This window comes from Massilia sp. LXY-5 (assembly GCF_059801075.1).
Map to the genome: position 1 here is coordinate 68,396 of NZ_JBNNEH010000004.1, position 23,152 is coordinate 91,547.

Consider the following 23,152-nt stretch of genomic DNA (forward strand, 5'->3'; position numbering starts at 1 on the left):
CCCCGGCCAATGATTCGACACCGCTTTTCCCGCACCCCGCAGCTGTCGTCCACCGTGCGCACGCGCCGGTTGGCGGTCGGCCGCCTGGCCGGCTGGTCGCTGGCCTGTGCCGCTGCGCTGCTGGTGGGCGTGGCCGTGCCGCCGTCCACGGCCTTCGCGCAGGGCGCGTCGAACCAGGCGCTCGAGCGCCGCGTCAAGGCTGCGTTTCTCTACAAGTTTCTCGGTTACGCCGACTTCCCGGCCGCCGCCTTTGCCGACGGCGCCGCACCGATCGTGATCGGCGTGATCGGTTCCGAGGACATGGCGGAGGAGCTGGCGCGGGTGGTGGCGGGGCGCCAGGTGCGCGGGCGGCCGATCGTGGTGCGCACGCTGCGCGAAGGCGATCCGGCCCAGGTCCATCTGCTGTTCGTCGCCGGCAGCGACAGCGCGCGGACGGCGCGTATCCTGCGTTCGGCGCCTACGGCCTTGCTGCCCGTCACCGAGTGCGAACTCGGCCTGCAGAACGGCAGCGTCATCAATTTCAGGATTATCGAGGAGCGGGTGCGGTTCGATGTCTCGCTCGACTCGGCAGAGAGGAATAACGTGAAACTCAGTTCGCGCCTGCTTACAGTCGCCAACCGCGTGGTAAAGGGAAACAGCTGATGCAGTCCCGCCAGCATTCCCAGGACGGCGGTTCCGTCCGCAGCAAACTGATCAAGATGGCCGTCTTCACCACGCTGGCAGCCTTGCTGTCGGCCTCGATCGCCATGCTCCTGCTCGACCTGCGCACCTTCCAGCGCTACTGGGTCGACGACCTGACCACGCAAGCGGACATCATGGCCAGCGTCACCGCGCCGGCCCTGGCCTTCAACGATGCCGTGACGGCCCGGCAGCAGCTGGCCGTGCTGCGCGCCCGTCCGCAGATCCTGGCCGGCGCCGTCTACGCGAACACCGGCGCCCGCTTCGCCACCTATGCCAAGGCCGGCACCGAGCAGAACCTGCCGCCGCGGCCGCAGCCGGCCGGCTACCGCATCGAGCGCGGCGAACTCGAGGTCTGGCACAACATCGTCGAGAACGGCGAAGCGGTCGGTACCGTCTTCCTGCGCTCGCGCTACGGCCTGGTCGACCGCCTGCTCAACTACGGCGCCATTCTCGGCGGCGTGATGCTGGGCGCGCTGGTGATCGCGGCCTTGGTCGCCTCGCGCCTGCAGGCGGCCATTACCCGCCCGCTGGAAGCGGTGACGAATGTCGCGCGCCAGGTGATGCAGCAGCGCGATTTCACGCTGCGGGTGCCGGGCAATAACAGCGGCGAGATCGGCGTGCTGGTCGAAGCCTTCAACGACATGCTGGCCGAGATCGGACGCCGCGCCGAAGCGCTGCAGGCGGCCAACCGCACCCTCGAACACGAGATGGACGTGCGCCAGAAGGCCGAAGACGCCCTGATCGTGGCCGACCGCAGGAAAGACGAATTCCTCGCGACCCTCGCGCACGAACTGCGCAACCCGCTGGCCCCGATCCGCACCGGCCTCGATATCCTGCGCATCCGCAGCGGCGATGCCCAGGCCACCCAGCGCGCGACCGACATCATGGAACGCCAGCTGCGCCAGATGGTGCGCCTGGTGGACGATTTGCTGGACGTCTCGCGCATCAATACCGGCAAGTTCGCGATCAAGATGGGCCGCGTCGAACTGAAGGCGGTGGTGAACGACGCGCTCGAGGTGGTGCGCTCCTACATCGAGCTGCACGGGCACGAGCTGGCGATCGACCTGCCGGACCGGCCGGTCTTCCTGCACGGCGACGCCACGCGCCTGGCGCAGATCCTGTCGAACCTGCTCAACAACGCCGCCAAGTACACCAACCGCGGCGGACGCGTCACCCTGTCGGCGCACGTGGAAGAGAAGACCCTGGTGCTGGAGGTGAGCGATACCGGCATCGGGCTGGCTCCAGGCATGCTCGATTCGGTCTTCGAAATGTTCGTGCAGGTCGATTCGACCCTGGAGCGCACGAATGCGGGCCTGGGCGTGGGCCTGTCGCTGGCGCGCAAGCTGGTTGAACTGCACGGCGGCACGATCGCCGCCGCGAGCGAAGGCCTGGGCCGCGGCAGCCGGTTTACCGTGCGCCTGCCGATCGTGGTCGAGCCGGAACTGCCGACCAAGCCGACCCCGGCCGCCTTCATCAGCACCGAGACCTACCGCATCCTGCTGGCCGACGACAACGTCGACTTCGTGAACAGCATCGGCGCCTTGCTCACCGCCATGGGTCACAGCGTGGTGATCACCCACAACGGCCCGGACGCGCTGGCGGCGGCGGCGCGCTTCTGTCCGGATTACGCTTTCCTCGACATCGGCCTGCCGCAGATGTCGGGCTACGACCTGGCGCGCGGCATCCGCAAGCTTTCCTGCGGCCCGATGACGGTACTGATCGCCGTCACCGGCTGGGGCCAGGAAAAGGACCGCCAGCTCGCCTTCGAGGCCGGATTCGATCATCACATGGTCAAGCCGGTGCGCTTCGAACAGATCGAGGAAATCCTGGGCAACCGCAGCATCATCAAGAAGCTGCGGACCTGATCGGCTGCGGCGGGGCGAACGATAAACGTGAAGCAGTCGGCGCAGGTATTTCCGTTGTTGCCGGCGTCAAAGCTGTCGCCGACAAAGCAGAATGGTCGGCCAGGTCTTCTGAGGGTGGGAGTGGTGCCGGAAAAATCGAAGCGGAAAAGAAAAATGGCTCAGAATCTCTTCTGAGCCATTTTCTTGAAACTGTGGTGCGGCTGGCAGGAATCGAACCCACGACCCCTTGGTTCGTAGCCAAGTACTCTATCCAGCTGAGCTACAGCCGCCCGAAGCACGCATTATAGCGGGGCCTTGGCAAAATGGGAAGGGCCGGTTGCGACGGTTTCCTGGCCGTCGAGGACGGCCAAAACGAAAAAGGCCAGATCTCGCGATCTGGCCTTCGTATTCGTGGTGCGGCTGGCAGGAATCGAACCCACGACCCCTTGGTTCGTAGCCAAGTACTCTATCCAGCTGAGCTACAGCCGCCCGAAGCACGCATTATAGCGGGGACTTGGCAAAATGGGAAGAGCGTGGCGGCGGCGATACCCGGGCACATGGTTCTTGTTCAATCCGGCGCCGTCCACGCGTTCAACGCACGCCCGAGGAGGCGCAACCAGGAAGCGCGGCCCAAACGAAAAAGGCCAGATCTCGCGATCTGGCCTTCGTATTCGTGGTGCGGCTGGCAGGAATCGAACCCACGACCCCTTGGTTCGTAGCCAAGTACTCTATCCAGCTGAGCTACAGCCGCCCGAAGCACGCATTATAGCGGGGCCTCGGCAAAATGGGAAGGGCTGCTTGCGAGAAGGAAAGGAGGGCGGCCGGTCGATCGGCCGCCCAAACGAAAAAGGCCAGATCTCGCGATCTGGCCTTCATATTCGTGGTGCGGCTGGCAGGAATCGAACCCACGACCCCTTGGTTCGTAGCCAAGTACTCTATCCAGCTGAGCTACAGCCGCCCGTGAGATGCATTATAGCAGCGGCGTCGGCATTGCGGAAGTCTTAATTTATTACAACTCCATGGGTTCCTCTGGTAGATTGGAGGCTCTGTATCCGATTCCAAGACACTATGCTGGGCAACACCTTGCGCCGGGGGCGAACCGCGGCGCGCACCCTGCTGGCGGCGCTGCTCGGCATGCTGGCGCTGGGAAGCATCGCCACCGCGGCCACGCCACGTAACCTGCGTTTCGAGCATGTGTCGATCGAACACGGCCTGTCGCAGGGATCGGTGCTCAACATCCTGCAGGACCGCCAGGGTTTCATGTGGTTCGGCACCCAGGCGGGCCTGAACCGCTACGACGGCTACAAGATGACCGTCTACCGCACCGATCCGCAAGACCCCGGTTCGCTTCCCGACAGCTTCATCAACGCTTCCTTCGAAGACGCCGAGGGACGCCTGTGGTTCGGCACCAAAGGCGGGCTGGCGCGTTTCGACGAGGCCGCCGGCAGGTTCGTGCGCTATCCGCTGGCCGAGCCTGGCCAGTCGCAGGACGCCAACCGCAGCGTCAACGCGATCGTCGCCGACCGCCAGGGCATCCTGTGGCTGGGCACCAGCGACGGCCTGAAACGCTTCGATCCGGGCAGCGGCGCCTTTACCACGATCCGCCATCCGGGCGACGACGGCGCGCCCGGCGGCGACACCGTCACTGCACTGGCCTTCGACGGGCACGGTGTGCTGTGGGCCGGCACTGCGCGCGGCGTCGGCCGGCTGGCGCCGGGTGCGTCGCACCTGGAACACTTCGCGCCGCTCGACGACGACCCGCACCGCGCGCGCATCAATTCGCTCTCGATGGGCCCGCGCGACACCCTCTGGGTCGGCACCGACGCCGGCCTCGAGTCCTGGATTCTCGCCGACGGCACGCCGCGCCGGCGCGCGCTCGGCGCTGCCGACGGCATCGGCAGCGTGCGCGTGATGGCGCTGTACCACGACGCCGGCGGCACGCTCTGGGTCGGCACCGATTCCGAGGGCGTGAAATGGCGCGACCCGGCCAACGGACGTTTTGTCTCATATGGCAACCGGCCGCTCGACCCGCATAGCCTGTCCGACAACCAGGTCGGCTCGATCCGTATCGACCGCAGCGGCACGCTCTGGATCGGCACCCGTTTCCGCGGCCTCTCGCGTACCGACCTCGCCAGCGGCGGTTTCTCGAACTTCAGCTTCCGTCCGGAGAACGGCTATCGGGTCGGTTACGAAAAGGCGCGCGACGTCGCCGTGCGTCCGGACGGCAAGCTCTGGGTCGGCACCAGCGGCGGCGGCCTGGTGCTGCTCGATCCCGAGACCGGGCACACCGAACAGCTGCGCCACCAGGACGGCCGCGACGACACCCTGCCGAACGACGTGGTGCACAGCCTTTCCATCGAAAGCGGGCGGCTCTGGGTCGGCAGCGCCGGCGCGCTGGCCTGGAGCGACGTGCGCGGCGGCCGCTTCCACCGGGTCGAGCTGCCCGGCCTGGGCACGGCCCCGGTGCAGGAAGTGCAGCGCACCCGCGACGGCGCGCTGTGGGCGGTCACGCGCGCCGGCCTGTACCAGCTGAACGAGGACCTGAGCGTGCGCCAGGTCTGGCGCCACGAGCCGCGCCGGCCCGAGGGGATCGGCGACAATTCCCTGTTCCAGATGGTCGAGGACGCGCAGGGCATCCTCTGGATCGGGACCGACAATGGACTCGACCGCTTCGACCGCAAGAGCGGCCTGTTCACCCACTACCGCCACGACCCGCTCGACCCGTCCAGCCTGCGCCACAACCGCATCTATGGCCTGGCCCTGAGCCGCAGCGGCACGCTGTGGGTCGGCACCGCCGGCGGCCTGCACTGCATGGAGGGGGGCAAGGACGGCAAACCCGCCTTCCGCCTGGTGAAGCTGATCGATGCGCCCGGACCGCTGCCGATCGGCGCCGTGCTGGAAGACGCGCGCGGCCGGCTGTGGGCCAGCATGACCGACGGCATCAGCCGCTACGACCCGGCAACCGGCCAGTACAAGCACTACACGGCCAAGGACGGCCTGATCGACGGCACCTTCTTCGTCGGGTCGAGCGCGCGCGGGCCGGACGGGCAAATGCATTTCGGCGGCGTGAACGGCCTCAGTTCCTTCATGCCCGATGCGCTGCGCGACAATCCGTATGCGCCGCTGGTCCGCATCACCGACTTCCTCGTCTTTAACAAGCCGCAGCGCCTGCCCGCGCCGATCGAGCTCACCCGCGAGATCACCCTGTCGCACCGCGAATCGGTGTTTTCGCTCGAATTCGCCGGCCTGCACTACGCGGCCCCCGCCAGCAACCGCTATTCCTACCGGCTCGAAGGCTTCGACCAGGGCTGGGTCGATACCGACGCCGGCAAGCGCTTCGCCACTTATACCAACCTCGATCCGGGCAGCTATGTGTTCCGGGTGCGCGCCAGTAACAAGGACGGCGTCTGGAGCGAGGCGCCGGCGGCGCTGACGATCACGATCACCCCGCCCTGGTGGAAGAGCTGGTGGTTCCGCCTGCTGGCGCTGGCCGCGGTCGTCGTCGTCGTGGTGGCCGGCTACCGCCTGCGCATCCGTGCGCTGCTCCAGCAGAAGGACATGCTGGCGCGCGAAGTCAACGCGCGCACCGCCGAACTGGTGCTGCAGAAGGATGCGGCCGAACGGCGCAAGCGCGAGGCCGAGGAGCAGGGCGAGGCGGCCGACGGCGCGCGCCGCAACATCGCGCTGCTGTCGGACATCGGGCGCCGCCTGACCGCCAACCTCGACACCGAGGCGATCATGAACACCCTGTACGAACACGTGCAGGTGCTGATGGACGCGCCCGTGTTCGCGGTGGCGGTGGCGCGCGGCGACGGCGCCCAGCCCGATTTCCCGTATGCCATCATCGACGGCCGGCGCTGCGCCGCGCCGGCGCGCGAACGATCCGAGGGGCGCAATGGGGGCGACAGGGGCGACCCGCGCCAGCTGGCCGCCTGGTGCATCGAACATGGACGCGAAGTCTTCATCAACGAGCTGGCGGCCGACGTGGCGCGCTACCTGCCGGGCCTCGACCCCGATGACGTCGCGGCCGCGGCGCTGCCCTTCGCGCCCGAGGCGGCCCCGGCCTACGGGCCGCCGCGCTCCTTGCTCTACGTGCCGGTCGTGGTCGGCCAGCGCGTGCTGGGCGCCCTGAGCGTGCAGAGCTTTGCGCCGCATGCCTACCAGCGCGTGCACCTCGACATGCTGCGCACCCTGGCCGCGTATGTCGGCGTCGCGCTCGACAATGCGCAGGCCTACCGCCGGCTCAAGGACGTGCAGGGCCAGCTCGCGGCCCAGGAAAAGCTGGCCTCGCTCGGCTCGCTGGTGGCGGGCGTCGCCCACGAACTGAATACCCCGATCGGCAACAGCCTGCTGATGGCCAGCACCCTGCACGACAAGACCGTGGACCTGGCGACCGCGCTCGACACGGCGGCGCTGCGGCGCTCCGAGCTCGCCGGCTACATCGGTTCGGCGAAGGAGGCGTCGGAACTGATCATGCGCAGCCTGCACCAGGCGGCCGACCTCGTGAACAGCTTCCGCCAGGTCTCGGTCGACCAGGCCAGCGCCCAGCGCCGCCGCTTCGACCTGGCGCGCGCCTGCCAGGAAATCGTCGCCACCCTGATGAACAAGGTGCGCCTGGCCGGCCATGTGCTGGAACTGGACGTGCCGGCGGGGATCGTGATGGACAGCTACCCGGGCCCGCTCGGCCAGGTACTGATCAACTTCGTCAACAACGCGCTGCTGCATGCCTTCGACGGTCCCGGCGGCAGCATGCGCCTGTCGGCCACGCTGCTGGACGGCGACTGGGTCCGCATCGCCTTCCGCGACGACGGACGCGGCATCGCGCCCGAGCACCTGCCGCGCGTGTTCGATCCCTTCTTCACCACGCGCATGGGGCAGGGCGGCACCGGCCTTGGCCTGAACATCGCGCACACCATCGCCACCTCGCTCCTGGGCGGCGCGATCAGCGTCGAGAGCACGGCGGGAGAGGGCACCGTCTTCATCCTCGAGCTGCCCTTGAGGGCGGCGGAGGCGCGCCATCCGGCACACACCGAGGAGAGGAGCATGCACGCGTGAGCATCATCACGACGATCGAGGACCTGCGGGTCCTGGCCAGGCGCCGCGTTCCGCGCATGTTCTACGACTATGCCGACGCCGGTTCCTGGACCGAATCGACCTACCGCGCCAACGAGGCCGATTTCGCGAAGATCAAGTTTCGCCAGCGGGTGGCGGTGAACCTGGCCGACCGCAGCCTGAAAAGCACCATGGTCGGCCAGGACGTGGCGATGCCGGTGGCGCTGGCGCCGACCGGCCTGACCGGCATGCAGCATGCGGACGGCGAGATCCTGGCCGCGCGCGCGGCCGAGAAGATCGGCGTGCCCTTCACCCTGTCGACGATGAGCATCTGCTCGATCGAGGACGTGGCGGCGCGTACCACGAAGCCGTTCTGGTTCCAGCTGTACGTGATGAGGGACCGCGATTTCATCAACCGCCTGATCGACCGCGCGAAGGCGGCGCGGTGTTCGGCGCTGGTGCTGACGCTGGACCTGCAGGTGCTGGGCCAGCGCCACAAGGATATCCGCAACGGCATGACCGCGCCGCCGAGGCTGACCATCCCGAACATGATGAACCTGGCGACCAGGCCGCGCTGGTGCTGGAACATGCTGCGCACGCCGCGCCGCCGGTTCGGCAACATCGTCGGCCACGCCTCCAGCGTCTCGGACATGCGTTCGCTCTCGTCCTGGACCGCGCAGCAGTTCGATCCGGCCCTGTCCTGGGACGACGTGGCCTGGATCAAGGACCGCTGGGGCGGCAAGCTGATCATCAAGGGCATCATGGACCCGGAGGACGCACGCATGGCCGTGCGCACCGGCGCCGACGCGCTGATCGTCTCGAACCACGGCGGACGCCAGCTCGACGGCGCCCAGTCGAGCATCGGCGCGCTGCCGGCCATCGTCGCCGAGGTCGGCAGTCAAATCGAAGTGCACATGGACGGCGGCATCCGCTCCGGCCAGGACGTGATCCGCGCGCTGGCGCTGGGCGCGCAGGGCGTCTACATCGGCCGGCCCTTCCTGTACGGCCTGGGCGCGATGGGCGAGGCGGGCGTGGCGCGCTGCCTGGAGATCATCCGCAACGAGCTCGACCTGACGATGGCCTTCTGCGGCCTGCGCGACGTGCGCGACGTCGACCGCAACATCCTGCTGCCCGGCACCTGGTGAGCGGACGGAAGGCATTTCCCGTACGGAACGATGTGTTGAATCAAGCCTGTGATAGCATCGCCGGGTTCCTTGCCTCTTCGGCATCTTTGCATTGATCGACATGGCCACATCGTTTTCCTTCGCAGCGCCGGCACAGGACGCGCGTCCTCATGGCTGAGTTCGCGCCCGCGCAGGGCGCTTTCAGCTGGGGACGCGCGTTTTCCATCGACCGGCTCACTTCGCGCCTGAACACCGCCTTCATGGTGTCGCTGGTGGTGCACGTGCTGCTGCTCAGCATTGCCGTGGGCGGCGAGACCCTTGGCTTGCCCGGTTTTCACTTTCCCTGGGAAGAACGGCGGCTGGCGCCGAGCGCGCTGCGGGTTCAGCTCGCCCCGGCCGCGGCGCCTGCGCCGGCGCCCGCCCCGCCTGTCGAAAGCGCACCCGCCGCGCGTCCTGCGCCCCAGAAGCGCCCGCCCGCAGCCAGGGCGCCGGCAGCGTCGCCGGCCGCCCCGGCTCCGGCCACTGCGCGCAGCGAAGCCGCCGCAGCGCCGGCGCCCCTGCCTGAACCTGCTGCCCCAGCTCCAGCGCCCGCACCGCCTCCCGCGCCGGCGCCACCTCCCGCGCCGGCGCCCGTCATCGCCGCCGCACCTGCGGCGCCGGTCATGAGGGCCCAGGTGCGGTCCGAAGAAAACCCGGCCCCGGATATCGACGCCGAGGCGCAGAAGCGGGTCGAAGCGGCCGCCCGCGAGCAGGAAGAGGCGAGTGCCCGACACCTGCGCCAGCTGGCGCTCGAGGCCGACGCGCAGCGCGAAGCCGCGCGCCTGACGGCCGAACGCGAGGAGCTGGCCCGGCAGGAGAGCGAGCGCCGGGAACAGGCGCGCCAGGAGCAGGTGCGGCAGGCGGAAGCGGATGCGGCCCGTGCACAGGCCGAGCGTCAGGAGCTGGCCCGCCAGGAAACGCAGCGCCAGGAAGCGGCAAGGCAGGAACAGGCAAAACAGGAACAGGCAAGGCAGGCCCAGCTCGACGCGGCGCGATCGGCCGCCGAGCGCCAGGAATTCGCGCGCCAGGAGGCGCAGCGCCAGGAACTGATGCGCCAGGAGCAGCAACGCCTGGATGCCGCACGCCGGGAAACGGAACGCCAGGAACAGGCGCGGCAGGCGCAGCTCGAGGCGGCACGCCTGGCCGAACGCCAGGAGCTCGCACGCCAGGAAACCCTGCGCCAGGAGCAGGCAAGGCTGGCCGACGCGGCACGCCAGGAGGCCGCGCGCCAGGAACGCGAACGCGCCGAGGCAGCCCGCGAGGAAACCGCGCGCAACGAAGCGGCACGGCAGGAGCAGGCAAGGCAGGCGCAATTGGAAGCGGCACGGCAGGAGGCGGCCCGCCAGGAAGCTGCCCGCCAGGAGCAGGCCCGCCAGGAACAGGCAAGGCAGGCCCAGCTCGATGCAGCACGCCAGGAATCAGCGCGCCAGGAAGCCGCCCGCCAGGAAGCTGCCCGCCAGGAGCTGGCCCGCCAGGAAGCAGGCCGGCAGGCGCAGCTCGAATCGGCCCGCCAGGCGCAGGAAAAACAGGCCCAGGCCCAGCGCGAGAAGGCCGAACAGGAGGCCCAGCGCGAAGAGCGCCTGCGCGCGATCGGCAAGCAGCTCGACGCGGAAAAGGCCGCGCGCGACGCTGCCGCAGCTCTCCCGCCCACGGTCAGCAGCCTGCGCCGCGGCTGGCTGTTCGGCCGCGCCGATGCCAACGCCGACCTGGTCGCCTACGCGCAGGCCATGAGCCGCAAGATCGAAATGAACATGACCTTCGATACCGTGCGCGAGCTGGTGAAGCAGGCCCGCGTCCAGCCGGTGGTGACGGTGGCGGTGCGGGCGGACGGATCGGTCGAGAAGCTGACCTTCGAGGTGTCCAGCGGCGTCCCGGCGCTCGACGAGGCGATCCGCAACGTGGTGGCCAGCCAGGCGCCGTACGGACGCTTCCCGCCGGTCCTGGCGCGCCAGTATGACGTGGTCGAGATTCGCCGGACCTGGATCTTCGACGTCGCGATCCGGTTGGAATAATGCTGGCTTAACCCACCAGATTCGTCGGCCGGCCCGCTTCCCAGGCCTCGATATTGTCCACCAGCATGTCCGCCAGCGTCTGCATCGCCCCGCTGCTGGCCCAGGCCACGTGCGGGGTGAGGATGAAGTTCGGCAGGCGCAGGCCCAGCAGCGGATTGTCCTGCGAGGGCGGTTCCTTGCTCAGCACGTCGAAACCGGCGCCGCCGATCGTGCGCCGCATCAGCGCCTCGGCCAGCGCATCCTCGTCGACCAGGCCGCCGCGCGCGGTATTGATCAGCAGCGCGCTCGGCTTCATCAGGCCCAGCTCGCGCGCGCCGATCAGGTTTCGCGTCGAATCGACGAGGGGCAGGTGCAGGCTGACGACGTCGGAGGTGGCCAGCAGTTCGTCCAGCTCCAGCTGTTCCACGCCCGGCTCCTCGACCGGCGAGCGCGAGGTGGTGGCGATGCGCATCCCGAAGGCCTGGCCGATCTGCGCCACGCGCCGTCCGAGGGCGCCGTAGCCGACGATGCCGAGCCGGCTGCCGGCCAGGTCGCCGATCGGATGGTCGAGCAGGCAGAAGCGGCTCGAATGCTCCCAGCGGCCGGCTTCCACGTCCGCGACATAGGCGCGCAGGTTGCGGCGCAGGGCCAGCATCAGCGTGAAACAGTGCTCGGGCACCGAGACGACCGAATAATTGCGGATGTTGGCGACCGCGATGCCGCGCGCGCGGCAGGCGGCAAGGTCGACGTTGTCGGTGCCGGTGGCGGCGACCGCCACCATGCGCAGTTCCGGCAACTGCTCGATCACGTCCTGGCGCAGCGGCACCTTGTTGGTCACGGCGATGGTGGCGCCGCGCAGGCGTTCGAGGACCTGGTCGGGGGCGGTGGCCGGATAGTCCAGCCAGTCGTGGTCAAAGGCGGGACGGCGTACCTCGGCAAGCAGGCTGTCGCGGTCGAGGAAGACGATCTTGTGCATGGCGCGCTCCAGGGGGGAGGGGAGCGCATATTGTAGAGCATGCGCCCGATGGGACGGGAAATCGGCTCGATCGAGCCCGGATGGCGGGGATGCCAGCTTACCCGCTGCGGGTAAAACGCGCATTGCTTTCGGGCTTGCCGGCCGTGGCGGCGGACGAAAAAAAGACAGGGCGGACCCTGTCTTTTTTGGGGCTATGGCGGGGCTCGAGCGGCGTGTAATTATTTGGTGGTGGCAGCGGCGGTCGTGGTGTGCGTCGTGTGCGCAGCGGCGTCTGCCTTGTGTTCCACCTTCGCTTCTGCGGCGTCGGCTTTTACATCCGCTTTCTTCTTGCTGGCCTTTTTCACTGCCTTGGCCTTGTCCTTCGCTGCGTCCGCTTTCGCTTCGGCGACGTCGGCCTTGGCGTCGGCCTTGGCCTTCTCTACCTTGGCATCGGCTTTCGCAACTTCCTTGGCTTCCTTGGCTTCTGCCTTGGTGGCCGGTGCGGTCGCATGCGTGGCGGTCTGGGCGAATGCCGAGGTAGCGAACAGGCCGGCGATCAGGGTAGCGACGATTTTGCTCATGGTGGTCTTTCCTTCAGGAGTGGAAATATAAGTGGAACCTGGGACGCGTTCCGGTGCTGCTGTGCCGATAACGCTGGCCGCTTCAGAAGGGTTGACGTCCTTTTACATCCGGTTACAAGCTCGGGGCCAAGCGCGACCGTTAGCTGCCGAACAGTCGCACCGCGCCCCTCCGCCTACACTGGCCGTACCGGAAAACGCAGGAGTTCCCATGCCCGACGCCCTCAAACTCTATAAAGCCAAGCGCGATTTTTCGATCACTTCCGAGCCCGCGGAAGGCGGCCAGCCGGGGAAGGACGCGCTGACCTTCGTGATCCAGAAACATTGGGCCAGCCGCCTGCACTACGACTTCCGGATCGAGCTCGACGGCACCATGAAAAGCTGGGCCGTACCCAAGGGGCCAAGCTACGACACCCACGACCGGCGCATGGCCGTGCACGTCGAGGACCATCCGATCTCCTACTCCGATTTCGAAGGCACGATTCCCGAGAAGCAGTATGGCGCCGGAAAGGTAATTATCTGGGACAAGGGCACCTGGGAACCGGAAGGCGACCCGCACGACGGCTATCGCAAGGGCAACCTGAAATTCCAGCTGCATGGGCACAAGATGCACGGCCGCTGGGTGCTGGTGCGCATGAAGGGCCGCGGCGACGACAAGCAGGAACCCTGGCTCCTGATCAAGGAAAAGGACGAATACGCGCGCCCGGCCGATGAGTTCTCGGTGGTCGACGAGCTGCCCGACAGCGTCAAGTCGCTGCCGATGCCGGGCACCGACGAGAAAGTGCCGGCGAAGGTGAAGGACAAGGCGAAGGACGCCGGCCGCACCGCCAAAGCCAAGGCGGGCGACGCCGCCGGCCCTGCTGCCAGATCGGCCGCAAAGTCGGCCCGGACAACCAAGGCGAAGGCAGACGCCGCGGCCGTCAAGGCCGCCGACCAGGCACGCGACGCCAGCCTGCCCGAAGGCGCGGTGGAGGCGCCGCCGCCGAAGGAGTTCGCGCCCGAACTCGCCACCCTGGTCGACAGCCCGCCCGCCAACCCGGAGGAATGGGTGTTCGAGGTCAAGTTCGACGGCTACCGCATGCTGACCCGCATCGAGAACGGCAAGGTGCGCCTGATTACCCGCAACAACAATGACTGGACCGACAAGCTGGTGCCGCTGCAGAAGGAGCTCGAGGACATGGGCTTGCCCGACGGCTGGTACGACGGCGAGATCGTCGTCCACGACGCCAACGGCCGCCCGAATTTCGGCCTGCTGCAGCTCGCCTTCGACGGCAGCAACCGGGCCGAGATCATGTATTTCATCTTCGACGCCCCTTATCTGGGCGGCTACGACCTGCGCAACGTGGCGCTGGTCGAGCGCCGCGCGCTGCTGGAAGGGGCGCTGAAGGGGGCGCGGGCCTCGAAACTGGTGCGTTTTTCCGACGAGTTCGGCACCGACCCGGAAGGGCTGGTCGCCGCCGCCTGCAAGATCGGCCTGGAAGGCGTGATCGGCAAGCGGCGCGACTCGCATTATGTGTCGCGTCGCTCGCCGGAATGGATCAAGCTGAAATGCGGCCAGCGCCAGGAATTCGTGATCGCCGGCTACACCGACCCCAAGGGTTCGCGCACCGGCGTCGGCTCGCTGCTGCTGGGCACCTACGACAAGGAAGGCGTGCTGCGCTATGCGGGAAATGTCGGCAGCGGCTTCAATGCGGAGAGCCTGCGCGAGGTCACGGCGAAACTGAAAGCCCTCGATACCGACGTCAGCCCCTTCCCGCCGCGCTCGGTCCCGGGACGCAAGCACCATTGGGTCAAGCCCGAACTCATCGCCGAGGTCAGCTTTTCGGAATGGACGAATACCGGCTCGGTGCGCCATCCGGTGTTCCAGGGCCTGCGCACCGACAAGCCGGCCAAAGGCATCACGCGCGAACTCCCTACACCTGTGAAGGAAGTCGAAATGAAAGAAGACACCGAACCCGTCCCGAAGAAAGCCGCTTCGAAGGAACCTGAATCGCCGGAAGGAAAACTGCCTGCGACGCTGAAAATCACGAACGGCGACCGCGTCGTCGACGAGCAGAGCGGCGCCACCAAGATGGACGTGGTGCGTTACTACGCCCTGGTCGGCGACCTGATGATGGAGCACCTGAAGGGCCGCCCGGTCTCGCTGGTGCGCGCGCCGGCAGGCATCAAGGCCGAGCTGGTGTTCCAGAAGCATGCGGATATCAAGAAACTGCCCGGCGTGAAACACATGGACCAGGCGCTCGATCCCGACCACCCGCCGATGCTGGAAGTGGACAATGTCGCTGGCATCCTGTCGGCCGCGCAGTGGAATGCGATCGAGTTCCACACGCAAAATGCGACGAAGAAGGCCTACGACAAGCCGGACCGCATCGTGTTCGACCTCGACCCGGGCGAAGGCGTGGAATGGCCGGCGATGCAGGAAGCGGCCAAGGTCATGCATGCCTTCCTTGACGAACTCGGCTTGCCGAGCTTCCTCAAGACCAGCGGCGGCAAGGGCCTGCACGTGGTGGTGCCGATCAAGGGCGGCAAGGACTGGGACACGGTGAAAGGTTTTGCGCAGGCGATCGTGACCCACCTGGCGAAGACCTTGCCGGACCGCTTCTCGGCCAAGAGCGGCGCCAAAAACCGGGTCGGCAAGATCTTCATCGACTACCTGCGCAACGGCCAAGGCGCGACGACCGTCTGCGCCTGGTCGGTGCGGGCACGGCCGGGCCTGGGCATCTCCGTGCCGCTCGCCTGGGATGAACTCGACAAGATGAAGGCCAGCGACCAGTGGAACGTCAAGAACGCGCATACGCGGCTGGACAAGGGCAACGATCCGTGGGAGGGCTATGCAAAAGCCGCCAGGACGCTGACGGCGGCGATGAAGAAGCTGGGCTACGAAGATTAGGAAGGTCGAGGGCAGATGGGGCTGTGGCCTGCGCCGCTCGTGGTAGGCATCGTCCGCGTGGGCTCGGAGAGCCCACCCTACGAGATACATCCCGGCCATAACCCGTCGAGGCAAGGCCTGCCGAACCCGCGGCGTCGACCGTAGGGTGGGCTCTCCGAGCCCACGCGGCGTTCGCATGCCACCAAGGATTCGGGCAACAGCCCCCAGTACAGCAACTCAGTCGACGTTCCGCCCCAGGCGCTTGAGCGACGCCCGCACACCACGCCCATAGCCCGGATCGGCCTTGTCGAACTGCCGCAGCTGGCGCTCCAGGATCTCGTCCGTCACCTGCGACAGCGGTCCGGCCAGGTTGTCGCACAGCTTCTGCTTCGCCTCATCCGTCATCAGGCGGAACAGATTGCCTGGCTGGGTGTAATCGTCTTCCTGCCCGCGGAAGTCGAAGCGGCCGGCGCCGCCTTCGAGGGGCAGCTCCTGCTCACCATGGCCCATGCCCGTGCCGCCCTTGCCGACCGCATCGATCGTGGCGTAGTTCGGCGCGGCGCCGCCATTGTTGATCGCCATCGTCCCGTCACGCTGCTGGTTGTGGAAGGGGCAGCGCGGCGCGTTCACCGGCAGGTGCTGGTGATTGGTGCCGACGCGGTAGAGCTGGGCGTCGTGGTAGGCGAACAGGCGGCCCTGCAGCATCTTGTCCGGCGAATAGCCCATGCCCGGCACCACGTTGGCCGGCGAGAAGGCGGCCTGCTCGACTTCGGCGTGGTAGTTCAGCGGATTGCGGTTCAGTTCCAGCACGCCGACCGGCTGCAGCGGGAAGTCGCCATGTGGCCATACTTTCGTCAGGTCGAACGGGTTCCAGCCGGTGCGCGCTTCCCAGTCGGCCAGCTGCTGCGGCGTCGCCACCTGCACCTTGACGTCCCACTGCGGAAAGTCGCCGGCGGCGATCGCATCGAACAGGTCGCGCTGGGCGTGGTCCGGGTCCGTGCCGGCGATGCGCGTCGCAACCGCGCTGCTCAGGTTGCGGATGCCCTGGCGGGTCTTGAAATGCCATTTCACGTAGACGCGCTCGCCCGCATCATTGATCAGGCTATAGGTGTGGCTGCCGAAGCCGTCCATGTGGCGGTAGCCATCCGGCGTACCGCGGTCGGAGAACAGGATCGTCACCTGGTGCAGGCTTTCCGGGGCGCGGCTCCAGAAGTCGAACATCATGTTCGCGGACTTCAGGTTGCTGTCGGGCAGGCGCTTCTGGGTGTGGATGAAGTCGGGGAACTTGATCGGGTCCTTGATGAAGAAGACCGGCGTGTTGTTGCCGACCAGGTCCCAGTTGCCTTCCTCGGTATAGAAGCGCAGGGCGAAGCCGCGCGGATCGCGCTCGGTGTCGGCACTGCCTTTCTCGCCACCGACGGTGGAGAAGCGCAGGAAGGTTTCGGTCTGCTTGCCGATTGCGCCGAACAGTTTCGCGGTGGTGAAATGGCGGATGTCGTGGGTGACGGTGAAGGTCCCGTAGGCGCCTGAACCCTTGGCGTGGACCACGCGTTCCGGAATGCGCTCGCGGTTGAAGTGCTGCAGTTTCTCGATCAGGTGGAAGTCCTGCAGCAGGAGCGGGCCGCGCGGGCCGGCGCTGAGCGAATTCTGGTTGTCGGCGACGGGAATACCGGAAGCGGTGGTCATGCGGGTCATGCGTTCTCCTCATTGCGTGATGAAATTGATGAGGAGATTCTACGTACGGCTCAGCAAAAGATAAACTTAATTGATTTGATTGTTACGATAGGGATTGACTAACAGCTACCGGCAGAGGAAACGCCGCGGCTTCCCACCGCGGCGTGGCACATCAGTAACGGCGTGGTGCGCTGGTGGTGCCGTTATAGGTCTGCTTCGACATCTTGGCCTGGATTTTCTTCCAGACGAAGCCGGCGATTGCCATCATGATCATCTTGCGCATAAAAACCTCCTTGGTGTGAACGGCGCTTTGCCGTCGGTTGAATGTGTACTGCTCTTGCGGGACGCCGATGCCCTCAGCCCGGCGACTCGTTCTTGAAAATCCCCCGGATGTTCATCGCCATCAGCGCCACCTGCAGCGAGATCAGCGCCCATGCTTCGTCGTGCAAGCCCCAGACGATCCACATGACATTGCTGAGGATGAACATCCAGAAGCCGAAGATGCGTTTGCGGGCGTTCTTCGATCCGATCATGAAGGCGGCATACAGGCTGACCGCCATCGCGGGCCATTGCAGGAAGTCGAGAAATTCCTCCATCCGTCAGGCCGCCTTCTTGCGGCGAACGGGCGCCTTGGCCGCGGCCGTCTTCGCAGCTGTCTTGGCGGCCGGCTTCTTCGCAGCCGCCCGCTTCGGCGCTGCCCTGGCGGCGACCGCCTCGCGGCTGGCGGCGCCTGTCTTGCGGCGCGGCGCCGGTTCTTCCTCCTCGTCCTCCTCGGCGGGCTTGCCCGCGCGCTTCGGCGGCGGCGGTTCGTCGTCGTCGTCGTCCGCGGCTGCGGCCTTGCCCGCGCCCTTGTCCGGCTTCTTGCCCAGGCTGGCCTGCAGCAGCGAGACCAGGTCGATGACGTTGGTCGCCTTGGCCGGCTTCTCCTCCGGATCGGGCATGGTGATGGTCTTGGTCTGCTTGGCCTTGACCTTCTTCTCGATCAGGGCCAGCACGTCTTCGCGGTAGGTGTCGTGGTACTGCTCCGGCTCCCAGTCCTCGCTCATGCCCTCGACCAGGGCCATCGCCATCTTGAGTTCCTTGTCGCTGATCGCCGTCTTCGCGTTCTTGCCCGGGATCTTGAGTTCGCCCGGGTCGCGGATCTCGTCGGCGTAGCGCAGGGTGTTCATCACGATGGTATTGCCGACGCAGTGCAGGGCAGCGAGATGCTGCTTGACGCGGATCACGACGTTGGCGATGCCGATCTTGCCCACTTTTTTCAGCGTGTCGCGCAGCAGCGCATACACCTTGTCGCCGCCCTTGCCGGGGGCGAGGTAATAGGGCTGGTCGTAGTAGATCAGGGGGACTTCCGCGGCGTCGACGAAAGCCAGGATGTCGATCGTCTGCGTCGCTTCCGGGTTGGCGCGGCGCAGGTCTTCGTCCGACAGCACCACCCATTCGTCTTCGGCGTATTCGTAACCCTTGATGATGTCGTCCCAGCCCACTTCCTTCTGGGTGTTCTTGTTGTAGCGCTTGAACCCGATCGGGGAAAAGTCGCGGCGGTCGAGCATGTGCAGGTCGAGACCTTTGTCGCTCACTGCCGGATACATCTCGACCGGGATGTGCACCAGCCCGAAGCTGATCGCGCCTTTCCACATGCTGCGTGCCATGCCTTCCTCCTTATCGTCCGACGCGATTCATTCGCCGACGCTGCCGGTCACCGGCAGCACGATGCCCGTGATGTAGCTCGAGCAGGCGTTCGAGGCCAGGAACACATAGGCCGGCGACAGTTCTTCCGGCTGCGCCGCGCGGCCGTAGGTCGTGCTCTCGCCGAAGTGAACGATCTTGTCCGGCGACTGGTCGGCCGGGTTCAGCGGCGTCCAGACCGGGCCGGGAGCCACGCAATTGACGCGGATGCCCTTGTCCAGCAGGTTCGCTGCCAGCGACATCGTGAAGGCGTGGATCGCGCCTTTCGTGCTCGAATAGTCGAGCAGGAGCTTCGAGCCCTTCAGGCCCGTCACCGAACCGGTATTCACGATCGCGGCGCCGCGCTTCAGGTAGGGCAGGGCGGCCTTGGCCATGTGGAAGTAGCCGTAGATGTTGGTCCGCATCGTCTCGTCGAAGCGTTCCTCGGTGATGTCGAGCAGCGAGTCGGCATGCTCCTGGAAGGCAGCGTTATTCACCAGTACGTCGAGGCGCCCCCACTGGGCGACGACGGTGTCGACCGCCTGCTGGCAGAAGTCCATGTCCTTGACGTCGCCGGCGATGGTGACGCAGCGGCGCCCTTCGCCCTCGATGCAGCGCTGGGTCTCGGCGGCGTCTTCGTGTTCGTTCAGGTAGAGGATGGCGACGTCGGCGCCTTCGCGCGCGAACAGCACCGCGACCGCGCGGCCGATGCCGGAGTCGCCGCCGGTGACGATCGCCACCTGGCCTTCCAGCTTGCCGCTGCCCTTGTAGCTTTCGGCCATGAAGCGCGGCTTGACGTCCATCTGCGCTTCCAGGCCCGGCTTGGCCAGGTGCTGGGCGGGCATCGGCGGGACCGGCTGCTCGGCGCCGATCTGCGCGGGCATCTGGCCTTCATCCTTGTCGCCGCTGGCGTCGTGCTGGTCCTGGCGGTTCTGGATCGCCTTCTGGTGGTTCGCTACATCGTCCTGGTTGGCCATCGCGCGCTTCCTTTCATCGTGCATGTTCGTCGTCGAACCAGTATCGGCCGCACGCCTGGACGCGACGGTGCGGTGCCACACACAGATCGCCTGTTCGGTGACGGTCATTTATGTCAGAATTCGCATCGTTATGTAACAAATATGCATGCCAAGGAGAAAACCATGCCGCAGCAGGTCGCGCCGGAAGGCCTTCGTACCGGGTTGTTCGTCAACCCGGCAGCCGGGCGCCGCGCCGATTTCGAGGCCGTCTGCGGTGGCCAGTTCGCCCACCTGGCGCTGGTCGACAGTGCGGACGCCGCGCTGGCGCTGCCCGGCATCGAGGCGGTCGACCTGCTCGTCATCGATCTCGACCACTTCGACCCCGAGCTCGACCACGCCGGCCTGGCGCGGCTGGTGACGGCGCGCGCCGGCGCCCCGACCTTTGTCGTCTGCCCCTTCGCGAACGCGCGCTGGCTGCCGGCCCTGATGGCCTGCGGTCCGGTCGAGTACGCGATCGCGCCGCTGGACGACGCAGACCTGGCCGATGCAATCGAGGCGCGCCTGGCAGGCGGCCGGACGCCGCAGGCGGAACCCAGCCCGCGCGAACGCGAGCTTGACGCCCTGGCGGCGCTGCGCACGCGCGTGCGCCAGGCCCTGGGCGAGAGCGAGGACTTGACGGCGCTGGCCGAGCGCCTGTGCCAGGCCCTGTGCGGCTGGCCGGGCGTGCTGCACGCCGCCCTGTTCTACCTGCAGCCGGGCGGCGACCTGCAGCTGCAGGCGCAGGCGGGCGAGCGCAACCTGAACCTGGCGAAGGTGCTGGGACGCGCCGAGCGCCTGCTGCAGTCGCCGCTGCGGCATGCCTTCCCCGGCCTGCTGGCGGCGGCCGCGAACACGATCGCGCTACTCGACGACCTCGATAAGGCGGGCGAGCCGCAGCTCGCCGACGCCCTGCGCGGACACGGCGTCGGCATGGTGCTGGCGCTGCCGATCCCGTCCGACGGTCCGGGTTCGCCGCGCGGCTCGCTCTGCCTGCTGTTCCGCGCAGCGCGCAGCTTCTCGCGCGACGAACTCGATGCGCTGGCCGAAATATCGGACCTGGCGGCGGTAGGCCTGCGTATGGCCGACCTGAACCGCGAGAGCGAAGAGATGCTGGTGCGCGTGACCCACCTGTCGACGCTCGACGCCTTGACAGGCATCGCGAACCGGCGCCATGGCGAGACCCTGCTCGAACAGGAGATCAGGCGGGCGCGCCGCTACAAGCTGCCGCTGGCCCTGATCGCCTTCGACATCGACCGCTTCAAGGGCGTCAACGACCGCTACGGCCACCCGGTCGGCGACATGGTGCTGCGCGCCGTGGCCGACGCCGCCCAGAAACTGGTGCGCGCCAGCGACGTGCTGGTGCGCGCGGGCGGCGAGGAATTCCAGGTGATCGCGCCGCACACGAGCGCGATCGACGGCCTGAAAATGGCCGAGAAGCTGCGCACGGCGATCGAGGGGACGTCGATGCCCGGAGTCGACCAGGTGACCATCAGCCTGGGGGTGGCGCAGCTGGGGGAGCACGAGAGCGCCGATTCGCTGACGGTGCGGGTGAATGCGGCGCTGGGGCGGGCCAAGCGGGCGGGACGCAATTGCGTGGAGCTGGCGATGGGCTAGGGTGTGCCGACGGTGTCGGGGCTGTTGCCTGTGCCCTTGTTGTTGTGCATGATCCGCGTGGGCTCGGAGAGCCCACCCTACGGGAAACGTCGCAGGCCTCCATGATCGAGGCCCGCAGGGCTGAACCGGTAGTGTGGTGCGTAGCGTGGGCTCTCCGAGCCCACGCGGATTGGAGACACCACATACGGATCAGGCAACGCCCCCGTCCCTCGCGTTCCTCCCGGCGCCCACCCCCGCCGTGCTACTCTTGCGCTTTTGAAACAAACGAGCAACACGATGCTGCACTGGTTGAGGCACTACCGGCGCGCCATGCTGCCTGGCGACATCAGCGCCGGGATAGTGGTGGCGATGATGATGATCCCGCAGGGCATGGCCTACGCCCTGGTGGCCGGCCTGCCGCCGGTGGTCGGCATCTACGCCAGCATCGTGCCGCCCGCCCTGTACGCGCTGTTCGGCACCAGCAGCACCCAGTCCGTCGGCCCGATGGCCATCATCTCGCTGATGACGGCCTCCAGCCTGGCGCCGCTCGCCGCCGCCGGCAGCCCCCTGTACACCACCCTGGCCGCCCAGCTGGCCCTCCTGTCCGGACTGGTGCTGCTGGCCTGCGGCCTGCTGCGCATCGGCTTCATCGCCAACTTCTTCTCGCGCCCGGTGATGAGCGGCTTCACGATCGGCTCCTCGATCGTGATCGCGCTCGGCCAGCTGCCGGCCCTGCTCGGCGCGCGCCTGCCGGCCGTGCACCTGCCGAGCGCCGTCCTCGGCCTCGCCTCCCTGTCGCTCCTCCTGCTGGCAAGATCCCGGCTGGCGCCGCTGCTGCGCCGCCTCGGGTTCAAACCCGTCACGGCCGACATCGGCGCCAAGCTCGCGCCGATGGTGGTGGTGCTGGGCGCGACCGCGCTGGTGCCGGTCCTCGGCCTGGAGGCGCTCGGCGTGCACACCACGGGCCGCGTGCCGGCCGGGCTGCCTTTCCTGCACCTGGCGGCCTCGAACGCGCACTGGCAGGCGCTCCTGCAGCCGGCCCTCCTGATCGGCTTCATGGTGTTCCTGATCAGCATGTCCGGCGCCCAGACCCTGGCCCTGAAGCGCGCCGAAAAACTGCACAGCAACTATGAATTGATCGGCCTGGGCGCGGCCAACGTCGGCAGCGCATTGACCGGTGGCTTTCCCGTCACCGGCAGCATCTCGCGCTCGGCGGTGAATTTCGCGGCCGGCGCCAACAGCCAGCTCGCCAGCCTGATCACGGCCGGCCTGCTGGCGCTGGCCCTGGTCGCGCCCACCGGCTGGCTGGCGCTGCTGCCGCTGCCGACCCTGGCCGCGACCATCATCGTGGCCGTGCTGGGCATGCTCGACACCACCACCCTGCGCACCGCGTGGCGCTACGACCGGGTCGATGCCGCGGCCCTGCTGGCGACCGCCGCGGGCGTACTGGCGCTCGGTGTCGAAGCCGGCGTCGTGGTCGGCGTCGCGCTCTCGATGGGGGCGCTGATCTGGCGCGCCAGCCGTCCGCACATCGCGGTGCTGGGACGCATCCCCGGCACCGAGCACTTCCGCAACATCGAGCGCTATACGGCCGACACCGCCGCCGGCCTGCTCATCCTGCGGGTCGATGCCCAGCTCTTTTTCGGCAATACCGAGGCGGTCAACGAGCGCATCGAGGACGAGATCGCCGCGCATCCCGGCACGCGCCACCTGGTGCTGGTGCTGTCGGCCGTGAATGCGATCGATACCTCGGCCCTGTTTGCCCTGGCCGAGCTGAACGCAACGCTGCGCACGCGCGGCATCGGCCTGCACTTGGCCGAAGTGAAGGGGCCGGTCATGGACCGCCTGAAACACAGCGAGCTGCTGGGAGCGCTGAACGGCAAGCTGTTCCTGAGCACGGCGATGGCCTGGGATGAACTGTCTTCCGGCGAAGTGATGCAATGAGCATGGCAATCCGTCGCCGTGCGCTCTTGAGGTGCGCGTTCTGGTGCGCGCACGCTTGATCCGCACCCGCATGGTGCAGCCCTGCGGCGCGATTGGCTGGGAAGGCGGGCACGAATCCTGCACACTCCTGTTGTCGACCAGGAGGAGG

The 23,152-nt window shown here is 67.4% G+C and carries 14 protein-coding genes and 4 tRNA genes; 8 read left to right on the top strand and 10 right to left on the bottom strand.

Annotated elements, in window-relative coordinates; all coding sequences use genetic code 11:
• Positions 1 to 9 precede the first annotated feature (9 nt).
• Positions 10 to 642: a TOL_0243 family YfiR-like periplasmic protein gene (locus ACI48I_RS14540; protein WP_498574567.1), complete on the top strand. Its 633-nt coding sequence runs from the start codon at positions 10 to 12 to the stop codon at positions 640 to 642.
• Positions 642 to 2,546 (top strand): sensor histidine kinase, YfiR-like protein-associated, encoded by a 1,905-nt coding sequence (locus ACI48I_RS14545; RefSeq protein ID WP_498574568.1) that lies wholly within the window; start codon positions 642 to 644, stop codon positions 2,544 to 2,546. Before ACI48I_RS14540 ends, ACI48I_RS14545 begins: the two co-directional genes overlap by 1 nt.
• 192 nt (positions 2,547 to 2,738) lie before the next feature.
• Here ACI48I_RS14545 and ACI48I_RS14550 read toward each other — a convergent pair.
• The 4 genes from ACI48I_RS14550 to ACI48I_RS14565 form a co-directional block, all read right to left on the bottom strand.
• Positions 2,739 to 2,815, bottom strand: a tRNA-Arg gene (locus tag ACI48I_RS14550).
• A gap of 122 nt (positions 2,816 to 2,937) precedes the next feature.
• A tRNA-Arg gene (locus ACI48I_RS14555) sits at positions 2,938 to 3,014 on the bottom strand.
• A gap of 185 nt (positions 3,015 to 3,199) precedes the next feature.
• Positions 3,200 to 3,276: transfer RNA gene (locus ACI48I_RS14560), tRNA-Arg, on the bottom strand.
• Positions 3,277 to 3,406: 130 nt separating this feature from the next.
• Positions 3,407 to 3,483 (bottom strand) — tRNA-Arg (locus tag ACI48I_RS14565).
• 110 nt (positions 3,484 to 3,593) lie between these two features.
• Between ACI48I_RS14565 and ACI48I_RS14570 the strand changes: the two genes are divergently transcribed.
• From ACI48I_RS14570 to ACI48I_RS14580, 3 genes are all read left to right on the top strand, one after another.
• Positions 3,594 to 7,580 (top strand): sensor histidine kinase, encoded by a 3,987-nt coding sequence (locus tag ACI48I_RS14570; RefSeq protein WP_498574569.1) that lies wholly within the window; start codon positions 3,594 to 3,596, stop codon positions 7,578 to 7,580.
• Positions 7,577 to 8,722: an alpha-hydroxy acid oxidase gene (locus ACI48I_RS14575; RefSeq protein ID WP_498574570.1), complete on the top strand. Its 1,146-nt coding sequence runs from the start codon at positions 7,577 to 7,579 to the stop codon at positions 8,720 to 8,722. Before ACI48I_RS14570 ends, ACI48I_RS14575 begins: the two co-directional genes overlap by 4 nt.
• Before the next feature lie 149 nt (positions 8,723 to 8,871).
• Positions 8,872 to 10,752, top strand: coding sequence for a TonB C-terminal domain-containing protein (locus tag ACI48I_RS14580; RefSeq protein WP_498574571.1), 1,881 nt, complete (start codon positions 8,872 to 8,874; stop codon positions 10,750 to 10,752).
• A 7-nt stretch (positions 10,753 to 10,759) separates the two neighbouring features.
• Here ACI48I_RS14580 and ACI48I_RS14585 read toward each other — a convergent pair whose 3' ends face one another.
• Entirely contained in the window at positions 10,760 to 11,707 is a 948-nt protein-coding gene (locus tag ACI48I_RS14585; protein ID WP_193686244.1) for a D-2-hydroxyacid dehydrogenase, read from the bottom strand.
• Positions 11,708 to 11,925: 218 nt separating this feature from the next.
• Positions 11,926 to 12,267, bottom strand: a complete 342-nt coding sequence (locus ACI48I_RS14590) for a hypothetical protein (RefSeq protein WP_498574572.1) — start codon at positions 12,265 to 12,267, stop codon at positions 11,926 to 11,928.
• Between the two features lie 208 nt (positions 12,268 to 12,475).
• Here ACI48I_RS14590 and ligD point away from each other — a divergent pair, with 208 nt between their 5' ends.
• Positions 12,476 to 15,154 carry a DNA ligase D gene (gene ligD / locus ACI48I_RS14595; protein ID WP_498574573.1) on the top strand — a complete coding sequence of 893 codons (2,679 nt, stop codon included), beginning with the start codon at positions 12,476 to 12,478 and terminating at the stop codon, positions 15,152 to 15,154.
• Between the two features lie 216 nt (positions 15,155 to 15,370).
• Here the strand turns inward: ligD and ACI48I_RS14600 are convergent, their stop codons facing one another.
• The 4 genes from ACI48I_RS14600 to ACI48I_RS14615 all read right to left on the bottom strand — a co-directional run bounded on the left by ACI48I_RS14600 (position 15,371) and on the right by ACI48I_RS14615 (position 19,449).
• Positions 15,371 to 16,828 (bottom strand): catalase, encoded by a 1,458-nt coding sequence (locus ACI48I_RS14600; protein WP_193686241.1) that lies wholly within the window; start codon positions 16,826 to 16,828, stop codon positions 15,371 to 15,373.
• 335 nt (positions 16,829 to 17,163) lie between these two features.
• Positions 17,164 to 17,403, bottom strand: a complete 240-nt coding sequence (locus tag ACI48I_RS14605) for a hypothetical protein (protein ID WP_193686240.1) — start codon at positions 17,401 to 17,403, stop codon at positions 17,164 to 17,166.
• Positions 17,404 to 17,406: 3 nt separating this feature from the next.
• Positions 17,407 to 18,456 (bottom strand): non-homologous end joining protein Ku, encoded by a 1,050-nt coding sequence (ku, locus tag ACI48I_RS14610; RefSeq protein ID WP_498574574.1) that lies wholly within the window; start codon positions 18,454 to 18,456, stop codon positions 17,407 to 17,409.
• Between the two features lie 27 nt (positions 18,457 to 18,483).
• On the bottom strand, positions 18,484 to 19,449 hold the full coding sequence (locus tag ACI48I_RS14615; protein WP_193689113.1) for an SDR family oxidoreductase: 966 nt from the start codon (positions 19,447 to 19,449) through the stop codon (positions 18,484 to 18,486).
• 162 nt (positions 19,450 to 19,611) lie between these two features.
• Here ACI48I_RS14615 and ACI48I_RS14620 point away from each other — a divergent pair, with 162 nt between their 5' ends.
• Entirely contained in the window at positions 19,612 to 21,081 is a 1,470-nt protein-coding gene (locus ACI48I_RS14620) for a GGDEF domain-containing protein (protein WP_193686238.1), read from the top strand.
• A gap of 276 nt (positions 21,082 to 21,357) precedes the next feature.
• Positions 21,358 to 23,004: a SulP family inorganic anion transporter gene (locus tag ACI48I_RS14625; protein ID WP_498574575.1), complete on the top strand. Its 1,647-nt coding sequence runs from the start codon at positions 21,358 to 21,360 to the stop codon at positions 23,002 to 23,004.
• Positions 23,005 to 23,152 lie beyond the last annotated feature (148 nt).

Excerpts from the sequence above, each read along its gene's own strand:
- ACI48I_RS14620 (WP_193686238.1), top strand. The coding sequence starts at position 19,612 with ATGCCGCAGCAGGTCGCGCCGGAAGGCCTTCGTACCGGGTTGTTCGTC.
- ACI48I_RS14615 (WP_193689113.1), bottom strand. The coding sequence starts at position 19,449 with ATGGCCAACCAGGACGATGTAGCGAACCACCAGAAGGCGATCCAGAAC.
- ku (WP_498574574.1), bottom strand. The coding sequence starts at position 18,456 with ATGGCACGCAGCATGTGGAAAGGCGCGATCAGCTTCGGGCTGGTGCAC.
- ACI48I_RS14600 (WP_193686241.1), bottom strand. The coding sequence starts at position 16,828 with ATGACCCGCATGACCACCGCTTCCGGTATTCCCGTCGCCGACAACCAG.
- ACI48I_RS14540 (WP_498574567.1), top strand. The coding sequence starts at position 10 with ATGATTCGACACCGCTTTTCCCGCACCCCGCAGCTGTCGTCCACCGTG.
- ACI48I_RS14590 (WP_498574572.1), bottom strand. The coding sequence starts at position 12,267 with ATGAGCAAAATCGTCGCTACCCTGATCGCCGGCCTGTTCGCTACCTCG.
- ligD (WP_498574573.1), top strand. The coding sequence starts at position 12,476 with ATGCCCGACGCCCTCAAACTCTATAAAGCCAAGCGCGATTTTTCGATC.
- ACI48I_RS14580 (WP_498574571.1), top strand. The coding sequence starts at position 8,872 with ATGGCTGAGTTCGCGCCCGCGCAGGGCGCTTTCAGCTGGGGACGCGCG.
- ACI48I_RS14545 (WP_498574568.1), top strand. The coding sequence starts at position 642 with ATGCAGTCCCGCCAGCATTCCCAGGACGGCGGTTCCGTCCGCAGCAAA.
- ACI48I_RS14625 (WP_498574575.1), top strand. The coding sequence starts at position 21,358 with ATGCTGCACTGGTTGAGGCACTACCGGCGCGCCATGCTGCCTGGCGAC.
- ACI48I_RS14605 (WP_193686240.1), bottom strand. The coding sequence starts at position 17,403 with ATGGAGGAATTTCTCGACTTCCTGCAATGGCCCGCGATGGCGGTCAGC.
- ACI48I_RS14570 (WP_498574569.1), top strand. The coding sequence starts at position 3,594 with ATGCTGGGCAACACCTTGCGCCGGGGGCGAACCGCGGCGCGCACCCTG.
- ACI48I_RS14585 (WP_193686244.1), bottom strand. The coding sequence starts at position 11,707 with ATGCACAAGATCGTCTTCCTCGACCGCGACAGCCTGCTTGCCGAGGTA.